Origin of the sequence: Roseiflexus sp. RS-1 (assembly GCF_000016665.1) — a bacterium.
Lineage (GTDB): Bacteria > Chloroflexota > Chloroflexia > Chloroflexales > Roseiflexaceae > Roseiflexus.
Map to the genome: position 1 here is coordinate 1622707 of NC_009523.1, position 20395 is coordinate 1643101.

Here is a 20395-nt window from a genome sequence, read left to right on the forward strand (position 1 = left end):
CTGGGCATCCTGATGGCTGAAACGGGAGATGGCACGCAGGGGCGTGCCAAAACATCTACCCCTGTGAAATCCCCCCATCCCCTTTCTCCCACAAGGGGAGAAGGGGGAGTCTGGGCGTCCTGATGGCTGAAACGGGAGATGGCACGCAGGGGCGTGCCAAAACATCGACCGCCGTGAGGAGCGCATCCTGCCCTCATAGTCACGACGAAGGCGGGACGCCCTCGCTCCCAGGCGCGTGTGTTACCCCAGGTGTGAACAGTTATAGAGTGCAGTCGCTGCTATACCCCTCTCGCTCCTCCTTGACAAATCCCCGATCTTTCCATATCATACACATAATAGTGTCAATATAACAATAATAGTCTGGGGATGACAGGCAATGAGTATCTTCGACAACCGTCGCCTGACGAACGAGACGTTCAAACTCGATGCCGAACGGATGCGAACCGGATGGTACTCCGACAAGTACTTCGAGAACATTGTTGGCATGCTGAGCGCACTGGCGAAGCGTGGCTACCGTTTCGGCGGCATCTCGCCACGGCTGGCGAACGCTGGCATTCCGCTTCACGATGTCGATATCGGCAACATCGAGGTCGAAATGCAATGGTTCACCCGTCGTCGTCCCTTCTCGGTCGTTGCAGGGGTCGATAAGGCGCTGGCGATGCTGCAACTCTGCACCGGCTACTTCGACGACCAGGGCAACTTTGTCAATACCTACGACCAGCTCGAAGTTGATGCCGTCCACGACGGCGTGATCGTGCGCTACGACGGCGATCCGCTCAATGTTCAACCGGTGTTGCGCGTGCGCGGTCGATACCGGGATTTTGCGCTTCTGGAAACGCCGACTCTCGGTACGCTCACCCGCGCCACACGGATCGCCACGAATGTCTACAATGTGCTGGTGGCGGCGCGCGGCAAGCCGGTGCTCTTCTTTCCGGCGCGCTTCGACGCCCACGAGGTGCAGGCAGCGGATGGTTATGCCTACAACATTGCGGTCCAGCGCTTTAATCTCGACTATGGCAAGACCCTCGGCGCCTTCATCTCGACCGATGCACAGGGCGACTGGTGGGGTGGATTCGGCGGCGGCACGATTGCTCATGCCGCAATTGCGGCATTTCTCGGCGATACGGTCGAGTGTATGCTGGCATTTGCCGAAACGCGCCCGATCGAGATACCGCGGATTGCGCTGATCGACTTCGAGAACGACTGCATCGGCACGACGCTAGCGGTGATGGATGCCATGTTCCAGCGGTACCGCGAACTGATGGACAGCGGTCAGACGACGGAGGCGCGGCGCTACAAACTGTTTGGCGTGCGCCCCGACACCAGCGACAAACTGCGCGATGTGAGCGTGCCGCCGCTTGGCAATCGCAAACTGGATATGGGAGTGACGCCGCGCCTGGTCTTCTACCTGCGGCAGGCGATTGATGACGCCTGGAAACGCTGGACGCTGCCGCCGGAATGGGTGCAACCGGCGCAACAGTGGTGCCGTGACGTAAAAATCGTCGCAACGGGCGGTTTCGGTCCGAAGAAGATCCGGCGCTTCGAGGAACTTGGGGTGCCGGTGGACATCTACGGCGTGGGGTCGTCGCTCTTCTCCAACAGCGATGAAGAGGGCACGAACAACGATTTTACCGCCGATGTGGTGCGGGTGAAGATCGGCGACACCTGGTACGATATGGCGAAGGTCGGGCGGCGCGCCTGCGACAACCCAGACCTGCAGCGCGTCCAGACGCCTCAACGCTGAGCGTTGACCGTTACGCGCCCGTCGGTGACCGCTTCGTGTGAAACATTCGTTGGTTGCGCGCCTGCCATAAGCAGCCCCAACTCCTCGCGCGTGGCGCTGGCGGCAGGGAGGGTCGCCACGATCTTCCCGTGGTACATCACAGCAATCCGGTCGGAGAGCGCCATAATCTCGTCGAGTTCCGCCGATACGAGCAGCACGGCGGCGCCCCGGTCGCGTTCGGCGATGATCTGCTGGTGAATGAACTCGATTGAGCCGACATCAATGCCACGGGTGGGCTGGGCAGCAATCAACAGGCGCCCCTCGCGCGAAAGTTCGCGCGCAATAATGACCTTTTGCTTGTTACCGCCGGAGAGCGCCGATACCGGCGTCAACGGACCGGGCGTGCGCACGTCGTAGCGTTCAATCAACTGGCTGGCATGGTCAAGGATCGCGCGATCATCGCGCACGATGCCGTGCGCAAACGGCGGCATGTAGTACGTATTGAGCACCAGATTGTCGGCGACGCTGTAGGTCAGCACCAACCCATCTTCCTGGCGATCCTCCGGGACGTGCGCGCACCCGGTTTCGCTGATGCGACGGGGTGACGCATTCGTTACATTGCGCCCATTGATCAGCACCCGCCCCGAACGAACCGGGCGCAAACCGGTGATCGCCTCGACCAGTTCGGTCTGACCATTCCCCTGAACGCCGGCGATCCCCAGGATTTCGCCAGCATGGACTTCGAGCGAAACCTCGTTGACCGCCTGCTGCCCCCGATCGTCGAGCACCGTTACGTGATCGAGGGTCAGCACCGGCGCGCCGGGATGCGCTTCCCCCTTCTCAACCTCCAGCATAACGCTGCGACCCACCATCATTTCCGCCAGACTGCGTTCGGTGGCTTCACGCGGCGTCGTCTCACCGACGACCCGTCCGCGCCGGAGCACCATAATCCGGTCGGCAATCGCCAGCACTTCCTTCAACTTGTGTGAAATGAAAATGACCGATGCGCCACGCGCCGTCAGCGAACGAATGATTGCGAAGAGTTCTTCAGTTTCCTGCGGCGTCAGCACTGCCGTCGGCTCATCGAGAATCAGGATGTCGGCTTTGCGGTAGAGCGCTTTGATGATCTCGACCCGTTGCTGCTGACCGACCGAGAGATCTTTCACATACGCATCGGGATCGACGGCGAGGTTATACTGCTGCGACAGTTCACGGATCTGCTGGCGGGCGACGTTGAGGTCGAGGAAGAGACCGTTGCCGGTTTCTGCGCCGAGGATGATATTTTCTGCAACGGTAAAGACCGGCACGAGCATAAAGTGCTGATGAACCATGCCGATCCCGCGCCTGATCGAGTCGCTTGGTCCGCTGATCCGCACTGGCTCGCCACGGATCAACACCTCGCCTGAGTCCTGATGGTACATGCCGTAGAGGATATTCATCAGCGTCGTCTTACCGGCGCCATTCTCGCCGAGGAGCGCCAGCACCTCGCCGCGATGCAGTTTCAGGCTAACGTTCTCGTTGGCGACCACACCGGGAAAACGTTTGGTGATATTGCGTGCTTCAAGAACAATCTCAGACCCGGCGCTCATTGTTATTGTTATTCCTTCTCATACACTTTTCCGATCGCTGCGGGCGGACGGGCGCGACCGACGAACCCTGCCAGCACGGCAATCGTCAACACATACGGCAGCATCCCGATGAACTGCGGCGGAAGATCGCCGATCCACGCCAGCCAGGGCGGCAGTTGATTTTTGAGAAACTGGATCTGCGATTGCATTGCATTCGCAAACCCAAACAGCAATGAACCGCCCCACGCACCGAACGGCGTCCACTTCCCAAAGATCATCACCGCCAGCGACACGAAACCGCGTCCATTGGTCATATTGCGCTCGAACGAGCCGACCGACTCGAGTGTAAGAAAGGCGCCCGCAAGCCCTGCGAGCATGCCGCCGATGATGACATTGATGTAGCGCACCCGATTGACCGCAATGCCAACCGTATCAGCAGCCGCCGGATGCTCGCCGACGGCGCGGGTGCGCAATCCCCAGGCAGTGCGAAACAGGAGCGCGTGAATGACAATGATGAGGATCAGCGAGGCATAGGTGATCGGCGGATTGCTGAAGAAGACCGGACCGATGATTGGAATGTCGGCGAGGAAAGGAATGCTCACCGGAGTCAACTTCCCACGGGTTGTCAACCCCTGCTGGTAGAAATAGCCGGTCGTTCCGACTGCCAGGATATTGATTACCGTACCGGCGATAATCTGATCGACCTTGAGGGTGATCGCCATCAGCGCGTGGAACGCACCGACCGCTGCGCCGACCAGCAATGCGCCGAGTGTCGCCAGGAGCAAATCACCGGTCCACACATTGAACAGAAAGCCGAGAAAGGCGGAGATCAGCATCATTCCTTCGATGCCGATGTTGATCACGCCCGACCGTTCACACATGATGCCTGCCAGTGCGCCGAGAATGATCGGCGTAGACTGGCGGATTGTCGAGGTAAGCACAGCGGTTGTCGCCTGCGGTGCGCGCATATAGGCAATCAGCACCAGGATCGCCAGCGCGCCCCACGCCCCGATCGTCAGCCAGGGAATCCGCGCCGCTGCCGGTCGCGCCATACTACCGGTGATCTGCATACCGCCCTCCCGCTACGATCCCCAACCGCTGCTCAGCGTCACCCGTTCGCCCTCTTCGGCGCGGAGGCGCAGCACCCGGCGAATAAGGCTGTCGGCAGCGACGAAGAACAGGATCAACGCCAGGATAACATCGATAATTTCGGAAGCCACGCCCGAATTGAACTGCATACGACTGGCGCCCGCCTGCATCATGCCGATCAGCAGCGATGCCGGGATGACCGCAATCGGATTGGTGCGCGCCAGCAGTGCAATGGTGATGGCATTGAACCCAAGCCCGACATTGAACCCCGGCTGAAACCGCCCGACCACACCCAGCGTTTCGACGGCGCCGCCCAGCCCGGCGAGAAATCCGCTGGCAACCATCGCCAGCACGGTCATCCGGCGCACCGAAATGCCGGCATACTTTGCCGCGCTGGCATTCTGCCCGACCGTGCGCAACTCAAAACCGATCGTGGTGCGCCAGATCAGCCACCAGACCGCAATCGCCGCCAGCACTGCCAGGATGATCCCCAGCGGCGCCCCGGCAATATCGGGCAGGCGCGCTTCGGGCGCAACCGCCGGGGTACGCGCCACGATATTCCCCGGCGTGCGATCCTTCCAGGGTCCATCCGCCAGCCAGTCGGTCAGATTGAAGGCGACGAAGTTGAGCATAATCGTCGTGATCACCTCGTGCGCCCCGGTGAACGCTTTGAGCGCACCGGCAATCGCCGCCCACAAGGCGCCCAGGAGCGCGCCGACCAGCAGCGCCAGCGGGATGTGCAGCGCAGACGGAAGCCCCGGCAGGCTGAAACCGATAAATGCCGCAAACACAGCGCCCAGGAGCAACTGTCCCTGGGCGCCAATGTTGAACAAACCGCACTTGAACGCCAGCGATACCGCCAGACCGCCGAAGATCAGCGGCGTCGCTTTTTCGAGCGTGCGCGAGAACGCCCGCCCACTCCCCAGCCCGCCTTCGAACAACGCGCTGTACGCCACGAGCGGATTCGCCCCGGAGAGTGCAATAATCGCGGCGCCGATCACCAGCGCGACAACCACCGACGCCATCGGCACAATAGCGGCACGCACCATACCCCATATCTGAATCCGGCGATCCATCCGGGGGGGAGATTGCGACTCAGCACGTTCCATCGCGCGGCTCCTGATGGGGATGGGTAAGATGGGAAAATGCCGCGCAGACAGCGACGCGAGGTTCTGCGCGGCGTACACGAACGATCAATCGGGCTATGTCCGTATCAGGAGATAGCCCGGTCTATCTCACGGCTTATAGCCGGTCGAAATTGAGCCGTCACGCAGACCCTTGTCGATCTCGGCGATCTTCGCCTTCACCTCAGCCGGAATCTGCGCATCGAAGTCGTGGAACGGCGCCAGTCCGACTTCACCGACATAGTTGCCTGACGGGAAGTTCCCTTCCTTCGCCTTCGAGATCAGATCAAAAACGCCCGGTGTGATCAGTTTCATGGCGCTCGAAATCAGGCATGGGCGCGCTTCGGGAACCGTCTCCCACTGATCGGTATCCACGCCGATGCAGTACACGCCCTTATTCGCCGCCGTCTCGATCAGCGCGCCGTTGCCGGTCTTCCCGCCTGCACCAAAGATCACATCGGCGCCCTGGTCAATCGCCAGTTTCGCCTGATCGGCGCCCCACTTCGGATCGGTGAACGCCGTATCGAGACCGCCCGGATGGTAGGTTGAAATCACCTGGATGTCGGGCTTGACATACTTCGCGCCGTTCTCGTACCCTTCCTTGAAGGCGACAACCGGCGGAACCAGGTTCGTGCCAAGTACGGCGGCAATCTTGTTGCTCTTCGACATCTCGGCTGCAAGGACGCCAGCAAGGAAGCCCGCCTTGTCTTCCGCAAAGATCAGACCGGCGACGTTGGGGATTTCCGTTGCCTGAAACTGATCGACGCCGATGAACTTCACATTCGGATTTTCCGCAGCGGCTTTGGCGGTCGCCTCACCGAGCGCAAAGCCGACAGTGACGATGACATCGTACCCTTTTTCGGTGAACAGCGCGATGTTGGCATCGTAATCCTTGGCGTCCTTCGTCTCGACATAGTTGACGATCGCGCCAAGTTCGCGCTCAGCGCGCTTGACGCCTTCCCACGCCGACTGGTTAAAGCTTTTGTCGTCAATTTCGCCGACGTCGGTGACCAGACCGACGCACAGCACTTCTGGTTTGGGGCAATCTGCTTCGGTGGGTTGAGCCGGGGCGGTGGTCGCTGCTGGAGCGGCGGTCGGTTGCGGTCCGGCTTGCTGCCCGCCACACGCGGCAATCAGCGCCGCAACGAGCAGCAACGTGATGAACGAGAGTGACTTGCGCATACTCGCCTCCTGGATTGGTGCACCTGCAACGGGTGCGGATAAGGAATCTGCATACGGCTTCATCCACGCACGATGTAGCGCCGCCACGCACTGATCTGCGCACTGAAGCCGTTTCTCTGGAGTCGGCGCGATTATAGCACAGTCGCATCAAAGACGCCAACGGCGGTTATCGGAGTGTTAAGACGTGTAGAAGGTACGGAAGAGCCGTGGTGAGCTGAAGAGGGTGGTTCGCATACCATTCCTGCCATCCTGGTGTTTCCACAACGAAGTGGAGCATCATTGAGCCACGTGCAGACCGGATATGCGGGTATCTCGTCCGCATGTTCCCACGATCCTGGCGTGCGACATTCCGCACAGCGCCAAAGTTGGGCGCGAACACCGTTGTGTAGTAAGGATAAGGATGTATGGTAGGCGGCGGTGTCGGCGGCGTGCAATCATCAGATACGCCACCCGAATGCTCGCAACAACGCGAAGGTATCGTTCACGAATCCAGCAGGCGGAACCGGAACGCCAGAACGGTCACGAGATTGATCGACAGAGGTGATTGCGATGAACGAGAAACCCGAGCGACAGGAGCGGACACAACGGCAGACCATTCTTGGTTTGGCGGCTGGCTTGCTGATCGCCTCGTGGCTGGCCGTTGCCTTCTGGAGCCAGCGCAACGACGCTCTCAGTCAGCACGAGGCGGCGCTGGCAGTGCAGGCCACAGCGCAGGCTGAGGCAGAAGCACAGCGCAACACAGCAGTACGGGAAGCCAGTATGCGTGCCACGGCGCAAGCCGAGGCAGCAGTGCAGCGCACCCTGGCGCAGGCGCTGCAGATGGTGGCAACTGGACAACTGGTGTTTGATCGCATCCCGCAGGGTCCACTCATCGGCACGCTGCTAGGGGTGGAAGCCTTGCAGCGCGGCGGTCCATTGCTCGAAGCCAACCAGTTCATACGTCGCGGGTTAAAGCTGTTGCCCATCGAAGTGGCCCGCATGACCCACGATGACAATGTGACCGACGTTGCGCTCAGCCCCGACGGGCGGTTGGTGGTCAGCGGGAGTCGGGTGTGGGAGACGGTGACCGGGCGCGAAGTCGCCCGACTGACCCACGCTCCGTACGATGCTGCGTTCAGCCCCGACGGGCGCTACGTGGTCAGCGGAAGTTGGGATACCACGGCGCGGGTCTGGGAGGCGGACACCGGGCGCGAAGTCGCCCGCATGACCCACGACGGCGAGGTGCTCGCCGTCGCGTTCAGCCCCGACGGGCAGTACGTGGTCAGCGGGAGTGGGGATGGCACGGCGCGGGTCTGGTGGTGGCGCCCGGAGGACCTGATCGCTGAAGCCTGTCGCCGCCTGCCGCGCAACCTGACGCGGGAGGAATGGCGGCAGTATGTGGGTCCTGAGGCGCCGTACCATGCCACCTGCCCCGGCAAGCCGTAGGGCGGGGTGGGGCGAGGGGCGAGAGGCGAGAGGCGAGAGGCGATAGCCGATAGCCGATAGCCGATAGTCGATAGCCAATAAGTGATGGCCGCCAGGCGATAACCGCCGGCAAACCGTAGCGCGGGGTGCGCGGTACAGCGCGAGGCACGGTGCAACGATACGATTGGTTACGGAGCGCGGGCATTGTGCCTTTGGCTGTCTCACAAGGGCGGGACACCCGCGCTCCGTGCCACCCATCACCGCAACATTGTGGTTGATTCCAGGAATCAGTTCGTCACGCGCGTCAGCAGGTCGCCGACGTCCATCAGCAAAAAGGTGTCGCCTTTGCAGGTGATCTCCGTGCCCGAATACTTTGCGAAGAATACCCTGTCGTTGACCTGCACCTTGATATCATCGGCGTCGCCAACCGCGATGACAACGCCGAGTTGTGGCTTTTCTTTCGCAGTGTCCGGCAGGTAGATGCCGCTGCTCGTGCGGTCGTCCTGTTCAATAGGTTTCAACAGGACACGTGCGCCCGGTGGCTGGATACCGGGTTCGGTTCCATTTGCGCTCATGGCTGGTCTGCTCCTTATCCGAAACTTGTCTGATCTGACGTCGCTATTTGATGTCCGGCAGGCGATCAATGTTGGGGCGGTCGAAGCCAACGACGATCTTGCCGCCAATGTCGATGACCGGTACGCCCTGCTGCCCTGAGCGACGCACCATGTCGCGCGCAGCGGCGGGGTCTTTGCTCACATCGACATCCTTGAACTTGATCCCTTTTTGCCGGAAGTAGTTTTTCGCCGCATTGCAAAACGAGCAGGTCGGCGTGGTGAACATGATGACTCGTGGCTGTGGCTTCGTCTCGCTCATATTCGAAGCCTTTCTGCAGTGTCTTTCATCCGTATAGATGCAGATTCCGGCGCGGGGTTACAGCGGTTGTTGCGCATTGTGGTCGTGCGCACTCCCTGCTTATATGGAAATTGAGCACTTAATCCGGTATGCGCCCTTGCCGTGGGGCTGATGGAGATTGAGCATTTAATCCGCTATACCGCACTAGTACTTGACCACACTGATTACTGATGATAAAAGCGACGAAACGTGAGCCGGGCATTGGCCGTGGTGAACCGCCATTGCACGGTAGCCCGGACTTCACTACGGGCTTTTGCCCATGCGTCTACCTCTCGGCGTACGCTCTCTATATCCGGCAGACGCCGATCCAGACATTGGCGAGCCAGGATGGAGAACTCGATCTCTGTCATGTTCAGCCAACTGCCATGCTTCGGCGTAGAGTGAAACGCCAACTTCCGTGTCAGCCGTCGGGCTTCCTCTGGTGGAAAAGTCTGGTACAGAACAGCTGGGGTATGGGTGTTCAGGTTGTCCAGCACCACGCGAATCCCCTCTGCCTCCGGGAAGACTTCATCCACCAGCCATTTCATTTGGCGGGCGAAGTCCTCCTTCGTCCGCCGCTCCGTCACGTGGACTTCCCGCCAGCCCGTCAGGGGTTGAAAGATCAAAAACAGGTTGCAGCATCCTTGCCGCTCATATTCGTCGTCCACCCGCTGCGGACGCCCCGGCTCCATCGGCAGGGGCGCCTGGACATCCGCCACCAACTGATACGGCCGTTCGTCAAAGCAGACGACCGGTCGTCGTGGGTCGTAAGGTTCGGCGTACAGGTCCAGCACATCTTCCATGCGCCAGAGGAAGTCCGCAGTAATCTGTCCAAGGCGCCACTGCTGCTTCTGCCAGGGCTTAAGGTTGTTTTTTTTAACACCCGCCGCACCGTTTCGTCGGAGATGGATTCCACAATCTTCAGTTCCACCAGCCGGTCGGCCAAGAGCTGCATCGTCCAGCGCTCCCGGCCCTCCGGCGGCGCGCTGCAGGCCAGGGCGATCAGGAACGCCTCCTGTTTGCTGTCCAGTTTCGGCTGGGCGCCAGGCCGGGGGCGCTCCTGCAAAGCGGCTTCCAGCCCCTCCTCTACGAACCGTTTTCGGATGTTCCGCACCGTCTGCGGATTCACCTTGAGCACATCGGCTATCGATTGATCGGTCGCGCCCTCTGCTGAAAGGAGCAGAATCCGGGCCCGAGTAACCATCCGGGCGTTCACTTCCCCCTTCTTCAGGAGATCAAGCAGGGACAAGCGCTCCTTTTCGGTCAGCGTCACCACGTATGCTTTGGGTCTGGGCATGGCTCCTTCACTCCACGAGAGGAGTGTGGAAGAAAGAATACCCTATGAGACCAGTGTGGTCAAGTACTAGCCGTCGGGCTAATGAAGATTGAGGATTTATAGCAGTTCTCACAAAGATTGGTCTTGTTGGGCAGGATTGCACCTGCCATCGAAAGCAGACGCCGTGTGCGCCATCCCTCCATGTGTTCCGCGTCTCTGTGCGTATCAGACCGGCTCACGCGGAGTAACTGTGTTGCTTGTCAAGGGGCGCTCGTATGCACAGCCGGATCCCAGGGCTTTTGCTGACGCAATATTGCGCCGAGAATAGTCAGCAGCTTGCGCATCGCAGCGACGATGGCGACCTTGCGCGGCTTGCCAGCTTGACACAGGCGCTGATCGAAGGCGCGCCTGACCAGACGGCGCCGCGTGGCCGCCAGGGTCGCCATGTACAACACGCTGCGCACATCCCTCCTGCCGCCGGAGATATGCCGGGGTTTGTGCTGTGCGCCGCTCTGATTGGCATACGGCGCAACGCCCACAACGGCCGCCGCTTCCGTGCGCTTGATGGTCCCCAGTTCGGGCAGGCGGAGCAGCAGGTTCAGTGCGGTGATCGCGCCGATGCCGGGCACGCTTTCGCGCAGCTCCCGTTTCCGGCGCACCTCGTCGGTGCGCTCCGCCTCGTTGTCGCGTTCCTGCTCAAGCGCACGGATCTCCTGATCCAGCCAATCAATATGCTGCTGGATGCCCGGGCGGAGGTTCGGCGCGGCAGCCGTCAACCGATTGATCTCAGCCGTCCGCATCTGAATCACCTGCTCCCGCCGGACCAGCAGGTCGCGCAAGGATGCGCGCTGCTCGTCCGTCGCTTGGTGGTGCGGCGGGCGCACCCGTTCGGCAAAGCGGGCGAGCAACCGGGCATCCAGGCGGTCGGTCTTCGCCTGGCGTCCTTCCGCGTGCGCCAGGGCGCGCACGCGGCGTGGCTGCACCCGCGCCGTCGGCACGCCAGCCTGGAGCAGTTGGGCGAACACCATGCGCTCCAGCCCGCCGGTCGCCTCCAGCACAATCAGGGTCGGCTGCAGGCGCTGGAGTCGCGTGACCAGGAGCTGGACACCTTCGTCGGTAGACGGTATCGTCTCGCGTGGCGCGTGCGGGTCGGCGCCAAACGCCACATCCAGCGTCTGTTTGGAGACATCAATGCCGATAAAGAGCGACTCACGGGAAGCCATACACAGAACCTCCTGAGGAAAACGGCGCCAGCCTTGCTAGCATATGCGGGTTTGAGGGCCCAGATAACTGTTCGGCTTGGTCGCGTTGAAGGACACGGCTACCCAACACTCCGCGGCGATCTCGTGAACCTGGCGCAGAACGGTATACCGTGTCCCGTTAGATTATACTAGGCGCGGAGATGGGGGAGCGCAGCGGAAGCGGGTGTCTCGCGCGACACGGCAGACCCGACCAGGGGTCAACGTATCTGAGAACTGCTATAATCCGCTATGCCGAATGAGCCGTGGGGCTGATGGAGATTGAGAAATAAATCCGCTATCCCGCGCTAGCCGTGGGGCTGAAGCCCTCGGCTAGCCAAGGCGAAGCCCGCCTGCGCGGGCTATGGCGGAATAATTACTCAAAGACCATAAGCCCTCGGCTATGCAAGGCGAAGCCCGCCTGCGCGGGCTATTGCAGACAAAACTTCATCCGTGCTTATCCGTCCTATCCGTGCCAATCCGTGTTCTATTCCGGCTCTTCGAGGCGAAGCCCGCCTGCGCGGGCTATTGCAGACAAAACTTCATCCGTGCTTATCCGTCCTATCCGTGCCAATCCGTGTTCTATTCCGGCTCTTCGAGGCGAAGCCCGCCTGCGCGGGCTATGTCGGACTTTAGATCATGACGCCCTGGCTCCCAGGAGAAATGTGAGCGCTCAGGAAGATGCTGACAGGCGACGATGCGTTCCGGGCGATAAATCGGTAACGATAGCGTTGATGAACGGCGCCGGGATGCACGCTCCTGACAGCGCTGCGGTAGTCAGTCCGTCGAGGTATAATGGTAGCATGAGAGTCTATCTGGACAACTGCTGTTTTCAGCGCCCGCTGGACAACAAGAGTCAGGTGCGGGTGCGGCTGGAGTCGGAAGCAGTCCTTGCTCTTCTTTCACTCTGGGAACAGCACCAGATCGAGGTAATCTCATCCGAAGCGCTCGAGTTTGAACTGGCTCAAAATCCTGATCCGGTACGGCGCGCCTACGTTGCTGAGATTGTATCGGGCGCGGCGATCAGGGTGCAGGTTGACCATGCCATCTCGATGCGCGCAAAAGAACTCGAAGCTGGCGGCCTGCGCGGCATGGACGCTCTCCATATCGCCTGTGCGGAAGCAGCAGGCGCTGATTACTTCTGCTCGTGTGATGATCGCCTTCTTCGCCGGGCGCGCGTCATCGAAGGACTGCGCGTGAAGGTCGTGTCGTTATTGGTGTTAGCAGGAGAACTTGCACAATGACCGCTCAAACAGTCCCGCTTCAAGAACTAACCGTCTCTACCATCAAACTCTTATGCCGTGAGATTGGCGTGGTCAATACAGCGCGTTTCCTCAACCAGTTCATGGTTGGGTACGGTGACTATACCGGGGAGCGAGAGCAGATTATTGGTCACCTGACGGTCGATGACATTGTGTCTGAGATCGAGCGCAAACGTTCGCCTCAGACTGAATGAGTTGCAACCTGTGCACCTTTGCGCTTTGTGTGCTCCGAGCAGTGACGGCTAGCGCTCATTCTGTACAGCGCGCTGTTCCTGCCAGAGGTAACTGCCTGCCGCCGTGATCGCTGCCACGATGAACGCCAGCGCCAGACCAATGCGCATATGCGTTTCCGCGCTCTGTTCAGCACGCAACCGCGCTGCGCGCAGGTCGGCGGTCGGCAATCCTTCGATGCCGTTGCGCAGCGCTGCGGCTGCCGAACGCACCAGTTCCTGATGTTCGATGAACAGGAGCGCGCCAGAAATGCCGCGCGCTACGATAAACACCAGCAACCCGGCAGCGATGGCGAATGCCAGGCTCAATGCCACCCGACGCAGCCATGCGTAGCGGGGTGCAACGATCAACTCACGCTGCTGCTTGATCATCGCTCAACGCCTGGTAGACCACACGATGCACAATAGCGCGAAAACGCCCCCACTCGCGCCAGTTTCCACCAATCTCGTCATCGAACCGATCCGGCGCCGCTTCGAGGGTTGCCGCAAGGAGTGGCAGTTCCGCCACGTCGATCTCACGGAACGCAGCAATGCGCTCGTGCGGGTCGCGCGATCCGAGTTCGCCGCCGCGCTCATCGAGCAGAAAGGCGAAAGTTGCAAACCGTTGCGGCGGGTACACGATGATTGCCAGAAAGCGCCGGATGACAGTCTGCAATCCGGTTTCTTCTTCGACCTCGCGCTGCAACGCAGCTTCAATCGTTTCACCATGCGCGACCCCGCCGGTCAGCAACCGGAAGCACCCGGCGGGATAGAACGTTTTGATCGCCGTGAGCAATCGTCCGTTGCCGCGCCGCACCACCATGCAGACTTCACCATAACGGTCAGAACGCGCAACCGGATCGAAGGAAGCGCCGTCGAGCGGCGCGACGATGCGGCGTGGCGCTCCGTAACGCATCGCCAGCGCGTGGATGTCGGCTTCGATGGCGGGGTCGAGAAGCATATCACGACATCGTCCCAACTGGACGTCCGATCTGGCGTCGGCGTTCCTCCGCCAGGCGTCGCTTTTCTGCGATCATCTCGTCAGTCACATACTCGTCGAACGAGCGGAGACCGGCGAGCTGGAGACCGTGCTTCTTCATCAGGCGGTACATTTCCTTGACCTTTTCGATTTCGATGTTTCGACCAAGGGTGTAATCGCCGTACATATGTTCCATGGTCAACAACGCCGTCTCAGAGAGGCAGGCATACGCCGTGCCGGGCGGCAGTCCGATATCGAAGCCGAAGTCGGGTTCGCCGGGCAGCAGGATTTCGCCCGACTCGATCACCAGCACATCGGGGCGGCGGGCTGCATCTTCTTTCTTCACATCCGGCGGGCGCGCCACATCGCACACGACGGCGCCGGGCTTGAGTTTATCGACATTGATCACTCTGCCGCTCAACGCCGATGTCGTGGTGACGATCAGATCACATTCCGCCAGATATGCATCGGCGCTGGTCGTCGCCGTCACCCGTGCGCCGGGCGTTTCCGCTTCGATCTGCTTCTTGAGCGCCAGCAGGCGTTCCACGCGCGGCGCCACCAGCACCACGTCACCGATCGCCTGCGCCAACAGGCGCGCACAGACCGAACCGATCGAGCCGGTAGCGCCGACGACCATCGCTTTGCCGCGTGTCAGGTCGGTGGCGCCCATCTTGATGACCGCCTGCTTGGCCGCTTCGAGCGTGGCTGCCACAGTCAGCGAGTTGCCCGATGTGATCCCGATATCGCTCTTCTGCGCCACGGTAATGCCGGCATCACCCACCACCGACGTAAATGCGCCAAGCCCCATGATCTTTGCGCCCATGCGTTCCGCCATGCGGGCGCACCTGATCAGGCGGCGATAGGTGAATGAGGTGTCGTGGCGCATCAGTTCGCGCGGGGTCGCTCCGAGGGTGAACAACAGTCCCTCGATCTCCTCACCCGTCGCCTGCGAACGGATGCCGCGGATCTTCGAGATATACATCGGCGGGAAGTGCGCCGCGACCCGTTCGACCAGGCGCTCCGGCAGGTAACGGGTGAAGCGGAAGCGCGGGTGGTTGGCGATATACTTCGGGGAGAGCGGATGGATCACAAATGCGAACCGTGGTTTCTCCGCCGTATCGCTGAGGGTGATAACCTCCGGTCCCCACTCCGCCTCATCGATGAAGTTGATAATGTCTCCTTCGGTCGGTGTTGGTCCCGACTCCAGGATCGCCACGACAATCGCTTCGAGCACATCGGCGGAGACGAATGAGCGCTGCGCCGGTTCCAGGCTTTCCAGGCGCGGCGAAAGGGTAACCAGGGTGCGAACGCCGCGTGCGCGCAGGTCTTCGATCTCGTCGGGCGACGGGTCGTCGGTGACGATCACCTTGTTCTTCAGATCGCGCGGTGCGAAACGCCGAATGTAGGCAAAATCGCCGGCAATCACGTCCGCCCAGGCAAAGTGCTTTTCGGCGCGCGCATCGTGCCCTTCGCTCCCCAGCGCCACCGGATGCAGCACGCGGTATGGCAGCAGCGCCGCAATCGGCAGCGTCGTCGCCGCATACATATCGAGTTGGGCGATGGTGCGCGGCAGCGGCAGGAACGGCAACCCGCTGTGAACGACCGGGTCGGCGAAGCGCAACTCAGCGTCGTACTGCGCCAGCGCCTGCGCCAGCGCGTAGCGGTCGATCCCGCTGGTGACGAGAATCCGGCGGTAGTTGAACATGCCGCGCTGCGCCTGATTCGCCTGTTGCACACACCAGCGGTCGAGGGTCTGTTTGATCAGGTTGCCAGCGACCACCGGCGTGCGACGCGCCTGGCGCGCGATCGAGATGGCTTCGTGGTGCGGGTAACGCGCCGCGCCAACATGGAAGACCGACGTCAATCCACCAAGACCAATGGCATCCACTTTGCCGTCAAAGTCGCGCACAAGTGACGCAGCCAGGGCGGTGTCGCCATTTGTGCCGATGCGGCGCACTTCGATCGGTTGCCCCAGAACAGTCGTAACAAATCGGTAATCGCGTCGTGCAGAACCAAGGCTGATACTCACAATCCGTTTCATGCGCGTCCCCTTTGTCGCTGCTGATCGTTCCGGCGTTCAGAAGAGCGGGTGGAGATTGCATAGCCAGTATACCACTACTCACACGCATGCGCTAAAACGGTTCGGGTGGACGCACGCGCCACAGCAGCGCGGCAAGCCACGTGCTGACAGTCACCCAGAAAACATATCCGCCGGCTGCGAGCGTCACTGCGCGCCCCGCCCATCCCCAGCGCCAGAGCGCCGCCGCGCTCATTGCCGCGCTCAGCGCCACGAGCCAGGCGGAGAACATCAGCCAGCGCGTTGAGAGGGTGGAGCCGCTGAGAAATGGCAGCGCCGCGAAACCTCCGGCGATGAGGATCGTCCCGATCGCCAGGATCGCGGCAGGTCGCCGATGTTCGTTTTCTGCGCCAGAAGATCGCGTGATCAACCACAGGATGCCTGCGGGCAGCAGCGCCAGCGGAAAAAAACCGTAGTGCTGGCGGAACCCTGCGTCCCACAGTGTGTTCCACAGCGTCTCGAACGATGCTGGCGCCCGTCCTGCCAGACCGGTCAATCCTCCGGCGGCGGTTACCGCGAGTTGTTGCGCAAACATGCCGGTGTAGGCGCTGTAGAAGAACAGGACGGCGATAACCTGTGCCACCACGAAGGCGATGCCGTAGATGACAATCGCCCGGACCGGTACAGCGCGCCGACGGCGCACCGTCGCAAGCAGAACGGCAAGCCCGAAGCCGCCCAGCAGCGACATATTCATCCAGAACCCAAAGTGTCCCAGGTAGACAAGGAGTTGTGCGATCACCAGCATTGCGCACAGCAGAACCGCAGAATGTGCTGAGTCCGGCGGTGAGCGATGCGCCGACGCAGCACTGCCAATCGGTTTCCAGAACAGAACCAGCAGGGTGATCAAAAGCAGATGCGCACACTGGGTAAAGATGTGGGTGCTGAAATTCCACCACGTCGTCAGGTGCCCGGCAGGCGTAAACCCATACAGTGCGGCTGCGACCAGCGGTATAGGAAAAGGGTCGCTGAAGTTGCAGCGTAATCGCTCATTTTGCGGCTTTGAGATCACTGCCGTCGTCAGGATGTACACCAGCAACGGGCTGAAGGCATCGAGGAGCGCCGCGCCAAGGTGCAGCAGCACCCGTCGGTCGATGTCGAGCAGCGTGAAAGGCGCCAGGATCAGGTAGAATGCTGGCGGATAGGGGAAATCGACGCCGCGGTTGCGCGACACCAGCATCACCCTGCCCCACACCGTCTCGGCGAAGCGATTGGCGTGGAATCCAATATCGCCGGGCATCGAGTCGGGGTAGATTTTGCCGCCGTAGCGCGTGGCGAAGACGATCACAATGATCAGCAGCAACCAGCGCCAGTGCGTTGCCGGGATTGTGACTCCCAGACGCGCCAGCGCGCCTGTCAGCGCCGGACGAATCGCAGCCGCGCTCAGGAAAGCCAGCGCCGCCAGTCCCGTCGCTGCGCGCACACTGGCAGCCGCCCGTCCCAGATCGATGATCGGACCCTGCCAGTCAATCAGCCACAGCACCGTCGTCACTGCACCGAGCGCCAGCCCTGCGCGTCGCAACGTGTGCGGTGCAGCGCGCAGCGCGATAACCAGCATCCACCCGACGACCAGAGCAATCAGCGCAGGAACAGTGCCGAATGCGAAGCGTGGCGGATCGAGCCATGCGCCGCAGACAGCCAGCCCAAGGAGCGGCGTCATGATCGTCAGAGCGCCCGTGCCTGCGAACCCTGCCTGCCGCAGTGTGATCCACAGGATAAGTCCTGCGACCGACCAGCCGAGGATCGAACGCCAGGACGGCAATGCCGGTCTGGCTTCGACCGCGACAATCACGGTCGTCAGCGGCGTTCCAATGGCGCGGCGGTCGCCGGTTGGCGTGACCGTCGCACTGTGGATCTCAATCTGATGATCGCCGGACATATCGGCGGGAGGCGGGATCAGGACGCGGTATATTGCCCCGGATTGGCGCACCGGCAGCGACGCAATCTGCCGACCGGATGACCAGAGTTCGAGTTCACGTGCGCCGCGGGTTGCCACCTCATCGTTCACCGGCAGCGTGCGAAGCATCAGCGTCAGCGCGCGTTGACCGAAGCCTGGAAGTCGTATCCCGGCACGTTCGGTTGTCCAGCGGAATACGCCGAATGGCGACTCCTCGACGGGAAACATGCCGCGCACGAGCGGCAGATCGCTGCCCGGACCATCCTCGCGCCCGACATCGATGACATATCGCTGCGGCAGTTGAGCGACCAGCGTCAGTAGCAGAACGAACAGCGCCAGCAACCCGTGCAGTGCGCGGTCGCGCAGCAACCGGATCGTTTCGCTGCCAGAGGACGTTCTGATCATCCGTCTATCCATCGGCGCCGATTATCTCGATGAGTGTGGCGTCTGTCAACCAGGCGACGATCACAGTGATACCCGCGCCTGGGAGCAGGGGCGTCCCGCCCTCGTCGCGTCTACAAGGGCAAGATGCCCTCGCTCCCAGGAGAAATATGAACACGTACTTCGTTCCATATCGTTGCGGGGCATCACGGCATCTGCTATACTTCCAACCTGTTGGAGTGAGCATGCAGCGTTTATGGAACTATCAGCATGGCAGATCAGCAGCACATCCGAAATTTTTCGATCATTGCGCATATTGACCACGGCAAAACCACCCTGTCGGATCGTCTGCTCGAAATGACCGGGACGATCAGTGAGCGCGAGCGTCGCGAGCAGGTGCTCGACGCGATGGACCTGGAGCGCGAACGCGGCATCACCATCAAGAGTAAGGCTGTGCGCATGCACTACACGGCGCGCGATGGTCAGACGTATCAATTCAACCTGATCGACACGCCGGGTCATGTCGATTTTGGTTTTGAAGTCGGGCGCGCGCTGGCTGCCGGCGAAGGCGCGATCCTGGTGGTCGACGCCTCGCAGGGCATCGAGGCGCAGACGCTGGCGAACGTCTACCTGGCGCTGGAAAACGACCTGACGATCATCCCGGTGCTCAACAAAATCGACCTGCCCGGCGCTGACCCGGACCATGTCGCCATGGAGATCGAACAGGTGTTGGGGTTGCCCGCCGAGGATGTGCTGCGCGTCTCTGCCAAGCAAGGCATCGGGGTCGATGAGTTGCTCGAAGCGATTGTCGAGCGCATCCCGCCACCGCACGGTCAGCACGACCGACCGCTGCGCGCGCTGATCTTCGATAGCCACTACGATCCATACAAGGGTGTCATTGCCTACGTGCGGGTTGTGGACGGCACGCTCCCTGTTGGCGCGCGTTTGCGCATGCTTGGGACCAGCGCCGAAGCGGAAGCACTGGAAGTAGGTGCGTTTCGTCCGCACATGACGCCGCTCGACAGGCTCGATACCGGCGAGGTAGGGTATGTCGCCACCGGTCTCAAGCAGATCGGCGAATGCCAGGTAGGGGATACGATCACCCTTGCTGATGCGCCGGCTGAAATTGCGCTTCCCGGTTACCGTCCCGCCAAACCGATGGTCTTCGCAGGTCTTTATCCGGTAGACACGAATGCCTATACCGACCTGCGCGACGCACTTGAGAAGTTGAAACTCAACGATGCAGCGCTCTCGTTTGTGCCCGAAAAGTCGGCGGCGCTTGGATTTGGCTTCCGCTGCGGCTTTCTGGGACTGCTGCACATGGAAATCGTGCGCGAACGGCTGGAACGCGAATACGGGCTTGACCTGCTGATCACCGCGCCAAGCGTCGAATACCAGGTGCTCCTCTCCAACGGGGATGTCATCACCGTCGATAATCCTGCCGATATGCCGGATCCGGGGCGGATCGAGTCGATCGAAGAGCCGATCATGCTGATCACGATCATCACGCCGACGCGCTACATCGGCTCGATCATGGAACTGGCGACCGGCAAGCGTGGTGTCTTCGAGACGATGGAGCACCTTGATCCGCAGCGTGTCGCCCTCAAGTACAAAATCCCGCTCTCGGAAATTGTGGTTGATTTCTATGATCAGTTGAAGTCGCGCACCCAGGGGTATGCTTCGCTTGATTACACCCTCGCCGGGTATCAACCCGCCGATCTGGTGAAACTCGATATCCTGGTGAACGGTCAACCGGTCGATGCGCTGTCACTGATCGTTCACCGCGACTCCGCCTATGCCCAGGGGCGTGCGCTGGTCGAGCGGTTGCGCAAACTGATTCCGCGGCAGATGTTCGAGGTGCCGATTCAGGCGGCGATTGGCAGTAAGGTGATTGCGCGCGAAACGATCCGGGCAATGCGCAAAGACGTGCTCGCCAAATGTTACGGCGGTGATGTCACGCGCAAACGGAAACTGCTCGAAAAGCAAAAAGAGGGTAAAAAGCGCATGAAAATGGTCGGCAACGTCGAGATACCGCAGGAAGCGTTTATGGCGGTGCTCTCGCTGAACGCCGAATAACGTCCGTTTGGACACGATTGCA

At 61.0% G+C, this 20395-nt stretch carries 17 protein-coding genes; 5 read left to right on the forward strand and 12 right to left on the reverse strand.

The genetic code is table 11. The features are described from left to right. Window positions 1–376 precede the first annotated feature (376 nt). Window positions 377–1744: a nicotinate phosphoribosyltransferase gene (locus tag ROSERS_RS06790; protein ID WP_011956072.1), complete on the forward strand. Its 1368-nt coding sequence runs from the start codon at window positions 377–379 to the stop codon at window positions 1742–1744. Here ROSERS_RS06790 and ROSERS_RS06795 read toward each other — a convergent pair. The 4 genes from ROSERS_RS06795 to ROSERS_RS06810 all read right to left on the reverse strand — a co-directional run bounded on the left by ROSERS_RS06795 (window position 1735) and on the right by ROSERS_RS06810 (window position 6686). After that, on the reverse strand, window positions 1735–3312 hold the full coding sequence (locus ROSERS_RS06795) for an ABC transporter ATP-binding protein (protein ID WP_011956073.1): 1578 nt from the start codon (window positions 3310–3312) through the stop codon (window positions 1735–1737). The two genes, ROSERS_RS06790 and ROSERS_RS06795, sit on opposite strands and share 10 nt — an antisense overlap. Before the next feature lie 8 nt (window positions 3313–3320). Further along, window positions 3321–4361, reverse strand: a complete 1041-nt coding sequence (locus ROSERS_RS06800) for an ABC transporter permease (RefSeq protein ID WP_011956074.1) — start codon at window positions 4359–4361, stop codon at window positions 3321–3323. A 12-nt stretch (window positions 4362–4373) separates the two neighbouring features. Beyond that, a complete protein-coding gene (locus tag ROSERS_RS06805; protein ID WP_011956075.1) occupies window positions 4374–5489 on the reverse strand; it encodes an ABC transporter permease in 1116 nt (371 codons plus the stop codon). A gap of 126 nt (window positions 5490–5615) precedes the next feature. Next, window positions 5616–6686, reverse strand: coding sequence for a BMP family ABC transporter substrate-binding protein (locus tag ROSERS_RS06810; RefSeq protein ID WP_011956076.1), 1071 nt, complete (start codon window positions 6684–6686; stop codon window positions 5616–5618). Between the two features lie 549 nt (window positions 6687–7235). Between ROSERS_RS06810 and ROSERS_RS23975 the strand changes: the two genes are divergently transcribed. Further along, on the forward strand, window positions 7236–8111 hold the full coding sequence (locus ROSERS_RS23975) for a WD40 repeat domain-containing protein (RefSeq protein WP_011956077.1): 876 nt from the start codon (window positions 7236–7238) through the stop codon (window positions 8109–8111). Window positions 8112–8377: 266 nt separating this feature from the next. On the opposite strand, the gene ROSERS_RS06820 is transcribed toward ROSERS_RS23975, so the two are convergent. The 4 genes from ROSERS_RS06820 to ROSERS_RS06840 form a co-directional block, all read right to left on the reverse strand. Further along, window positions 8378–8665, reverse strand: a complete 288-nt coding sequence (locus ROSERS_RS06820; RefSeq protein WP_011956078.1) for a co-chaperone GroES — start codon at window positions 8663–8665, stop codon at window positions 8378–8380. A gap of 43 nt (window positions 8666–8708) precedes the next feature. Then, window positions 8709–8963, reverse strand: coding sequence for a glutaredoxin family protein (locus tag ROSERS_RS06825; protein WP_011956079.1), 255 nt, complete (start codon window positions 8961–8963; stop codon window positions 8709–8711). Between the two features lie 203 nt (window positions 8964–9166). Further along, a protein-coding gene (locus ROSERS_RS24805) for an IS630 family transposase (protein ID WP_232282784.1) occupies window positions 9167–10278 on the reverse strand; the annotation gives its coding sequence in 2 pieces (ribosomal slippage) (window positions 9167–9864 and window positions 9864–10278; 1113 coding nt in all). 239 nt (window positions 10279–10517) lie between these two features. Continuing rightward, window positions 10518–11480 (reverse strand): IS110-like element ISRfsp2 family transposase, encoded by a 963-nt coding sequence (locus ROSERS_RS06840; RefSeq protein ID WP_011956081.1) that lies wholly within the window; start codon window positions 11478–11480, stop codon window positions 10518–10520. Between the two features lie 818 nt (window positions 11481–12298). Between ROSERS_RS06840 and ROSERS_RS06845 the strand changes: the two genes are divergently transcribed. Continuing rightward, window positions 12299–12739, forward strand: coding sequence for a PIN domain-containing protein (locus tag ROSERS_RS06845; protein WP_011956082.1), 441 nt, complete (start codon window positions 12299–12301; stop codon window positions 12737–12739). Next, on the forward strand, window positions 12736–12951 hold the full coding sequence (locus ROSERS_RS06850; protein ID WP_041333182.1) for a hypothetical protein: 216 nt from the start codon (window positions 12736–12738) through the stop codon (window positions 12949–12951). The genes ROSERS_RS06845 and ROSERS_RS06850 overlap by 4 nt, the downstream gene beginning before the upstream one ends. Window positions 12952–12999: 48 nt before the next feature. Here ROSERS_RS06850 and ROSERS_RS06855 read toward each other — a convergent pair whose 3' ends face one another. The 4 genes from ROSERS_RS06855 to ROSERS_RS06870 all read right to left on the reverse strand — a co-directional run bounded on the left by ROSERS_RS06855 (window position 13000) and on the right by ROSERS_RS06870 (window position 18321). Next, the gene (locus ROSERS_RS06855) at window positions 13000–13359 is read right to left on the reverse strand and encodes a hypothetical protein (protein WP_041333187.1); all 360 of its coding nucleotides are present in this window, start codon (window positions 13357–13359) and stop codon (window positions 13000–13002) included. Continuing rightward, complete coding sequence (locus ROSERS_RS06860) at window positions 13340–13927, reverse strand: NUDIX hydrolase (protein ID WP_011956084.1); 588 nt, start codon at window positions 13925–13927, stop codon at window positions 13340–13342. Before ROSERS_RS06860 ends, ROSERS_RS06855 begins: the two co-directional genes overlap by 20 nt. Before the next feature lies 1 nt (window position 13928). Continuing rightward, window positions 13929–15986: a serine carboxypeptidase gene (locus tag ROSERS_RS06865; RefSeq protein ID WP_011956085.1), complete on the reverse strand. Its 2058-nt coding sequence runs from the start codon at window positions 15984–15986 to the stop codon at window positions 13929–13931. A gap of 91 nt (window positions 15987–16077) precedes the next feature. Next, the gene (locus tag ROSERS_RS06870; protein ID WP_232282785.1) at window positions 16078–18321 is read right to left on the reverse strand and encodes a hypothetical protein; all 2244 of its coding nucleotides are present in this window, start codon (window positions 18319–18321) and stop codon (window positions 16078–16080) included. A gap of 246 nt (window positions 18322–18567) precedes the next feature. On the opposite strand from ROSERS_RS06870, the gene lepA reads away from it, so the two are divergent. After that, window positions 18568–20373, forward strand: a complete 1806-nt coding sequence (gene lepA, locus ROSERS_RS06875) for a translation elongation factor 4 (RefSeq protein ID WP_011956087.1) — start codon at window positions 18568–18570, stop codon at window positions 20371–20373. Window positions 20374–20395 lie beyond the last annotated feature (22 nt).

Coding starts and splice junctions, on each gene's coding strand:
- ROSERS_RS06825 (WP_011956079.1), bottom strand. CDS start 8,963: ATGAGCGAGACGAAGCCACAGCCACGAGTCATCATGTTCACCACGCCG.
- ROSERS_RS06840 (WP_011956081.1), bottom strand. CDS start 11,480: ATGGCTTCCCGTGAGTCGCTCTTTATCGGCATTGATGTCTCCAAACAG.
- ROSERS_RS06800 (WP_011956074.1), bottom strand. CDS start 4,361: ATGCAGATCACCGGTAGTATGGCGCGACCGGCAGCGGCGCGGATTCCC.
- ROSERS_RS06855 (WP_041333187.1), bottom strand. CDS start 13,359: ATGATCAAGCAGCAGCGTGAGTTGATCGTTGCACCCCGCTACGCATGG.
- ROSERS_RS06820 (WP_011956078.1), bottom strand. CDS start 8,665: ATGAGCGCAAATGGAACCGAACCCGGTATCCAGCCACCGGGCGCACGT.
- ROSERS_RS06795 (WP_011956073.1), bottom strand. CDS start 3,312: ATGAGCGCCGGGTCTGAGATTGTTCTTGAAGCACGCAATATCACCAAA.
- ROSERS_RS06870 (WP_232282785.1), bottom strand. CDS start 18,321: ATGATCAGAACGTCCTCTGGCAGCGAAACGATCCGGTTGCTGCGCGAC.
- ROSERS_RS06850 (WP_041333182.1), top strand. CDS start 12,736: ATGACCGCTCAAACAGTCCCGCTTCAAGAACTAACCGTCTCTACCATC.
- ROSERS_RS06790 (WP_011956072.1), top strand. CDS start 377: ATGAGTATCTTCGACAACCGTCGCCTGACGAACGAGACGTTCAAACTC.
- ROSERS_RS06845 (WP_011956082.1), top strand. CDS start 12,299: ATGAGAGTCTATCTGGACAACTGCTGTTTTCAGCGCCCGCTGGACAAC.
- lepA (WP_011956087.1), top strand. CDS start 18,568: ATGGCAGATCAGCAGCACATCCGAAATTTTTCGATCATTGCGCATATT.
- ROSERS_RS06860 (WP_011956084.1), bottom strand. CDS start 13,927: ATGCTTCTCGACCCCGCCATCGAAGCCGACATCCACGCGCTGGCGATG.
- ROSERS_RS06810 (WP_011956076.1), bottom strand. CDS start 6,686: ATGCGCAAGTCACTCTCGTTCATCACGTTGCTGCTCGTTGCGGCGCTG.
- ROSERS_RS06865 (WP_011956085.1), bottom strand. CDS start 15,986: ATGAAACGGATTGTGAGTATCAGCCTTGGTTCTGCACGACGCGATTAC.
- ROSERS_RS23975 (WP_011956077.1), top strand. CDS start 7,236: ATGAACGAGAAACCCGAGCGACAGGAGCGGACACAACGGCAGACCATT.
- ROSERS_RS06805 (WP_011956075.1), bottom strand. CDS start 5,489: ATGGAACGTGCTGAGTCGCAATCTCCCCCCCGGATGGATCGCCGGATT.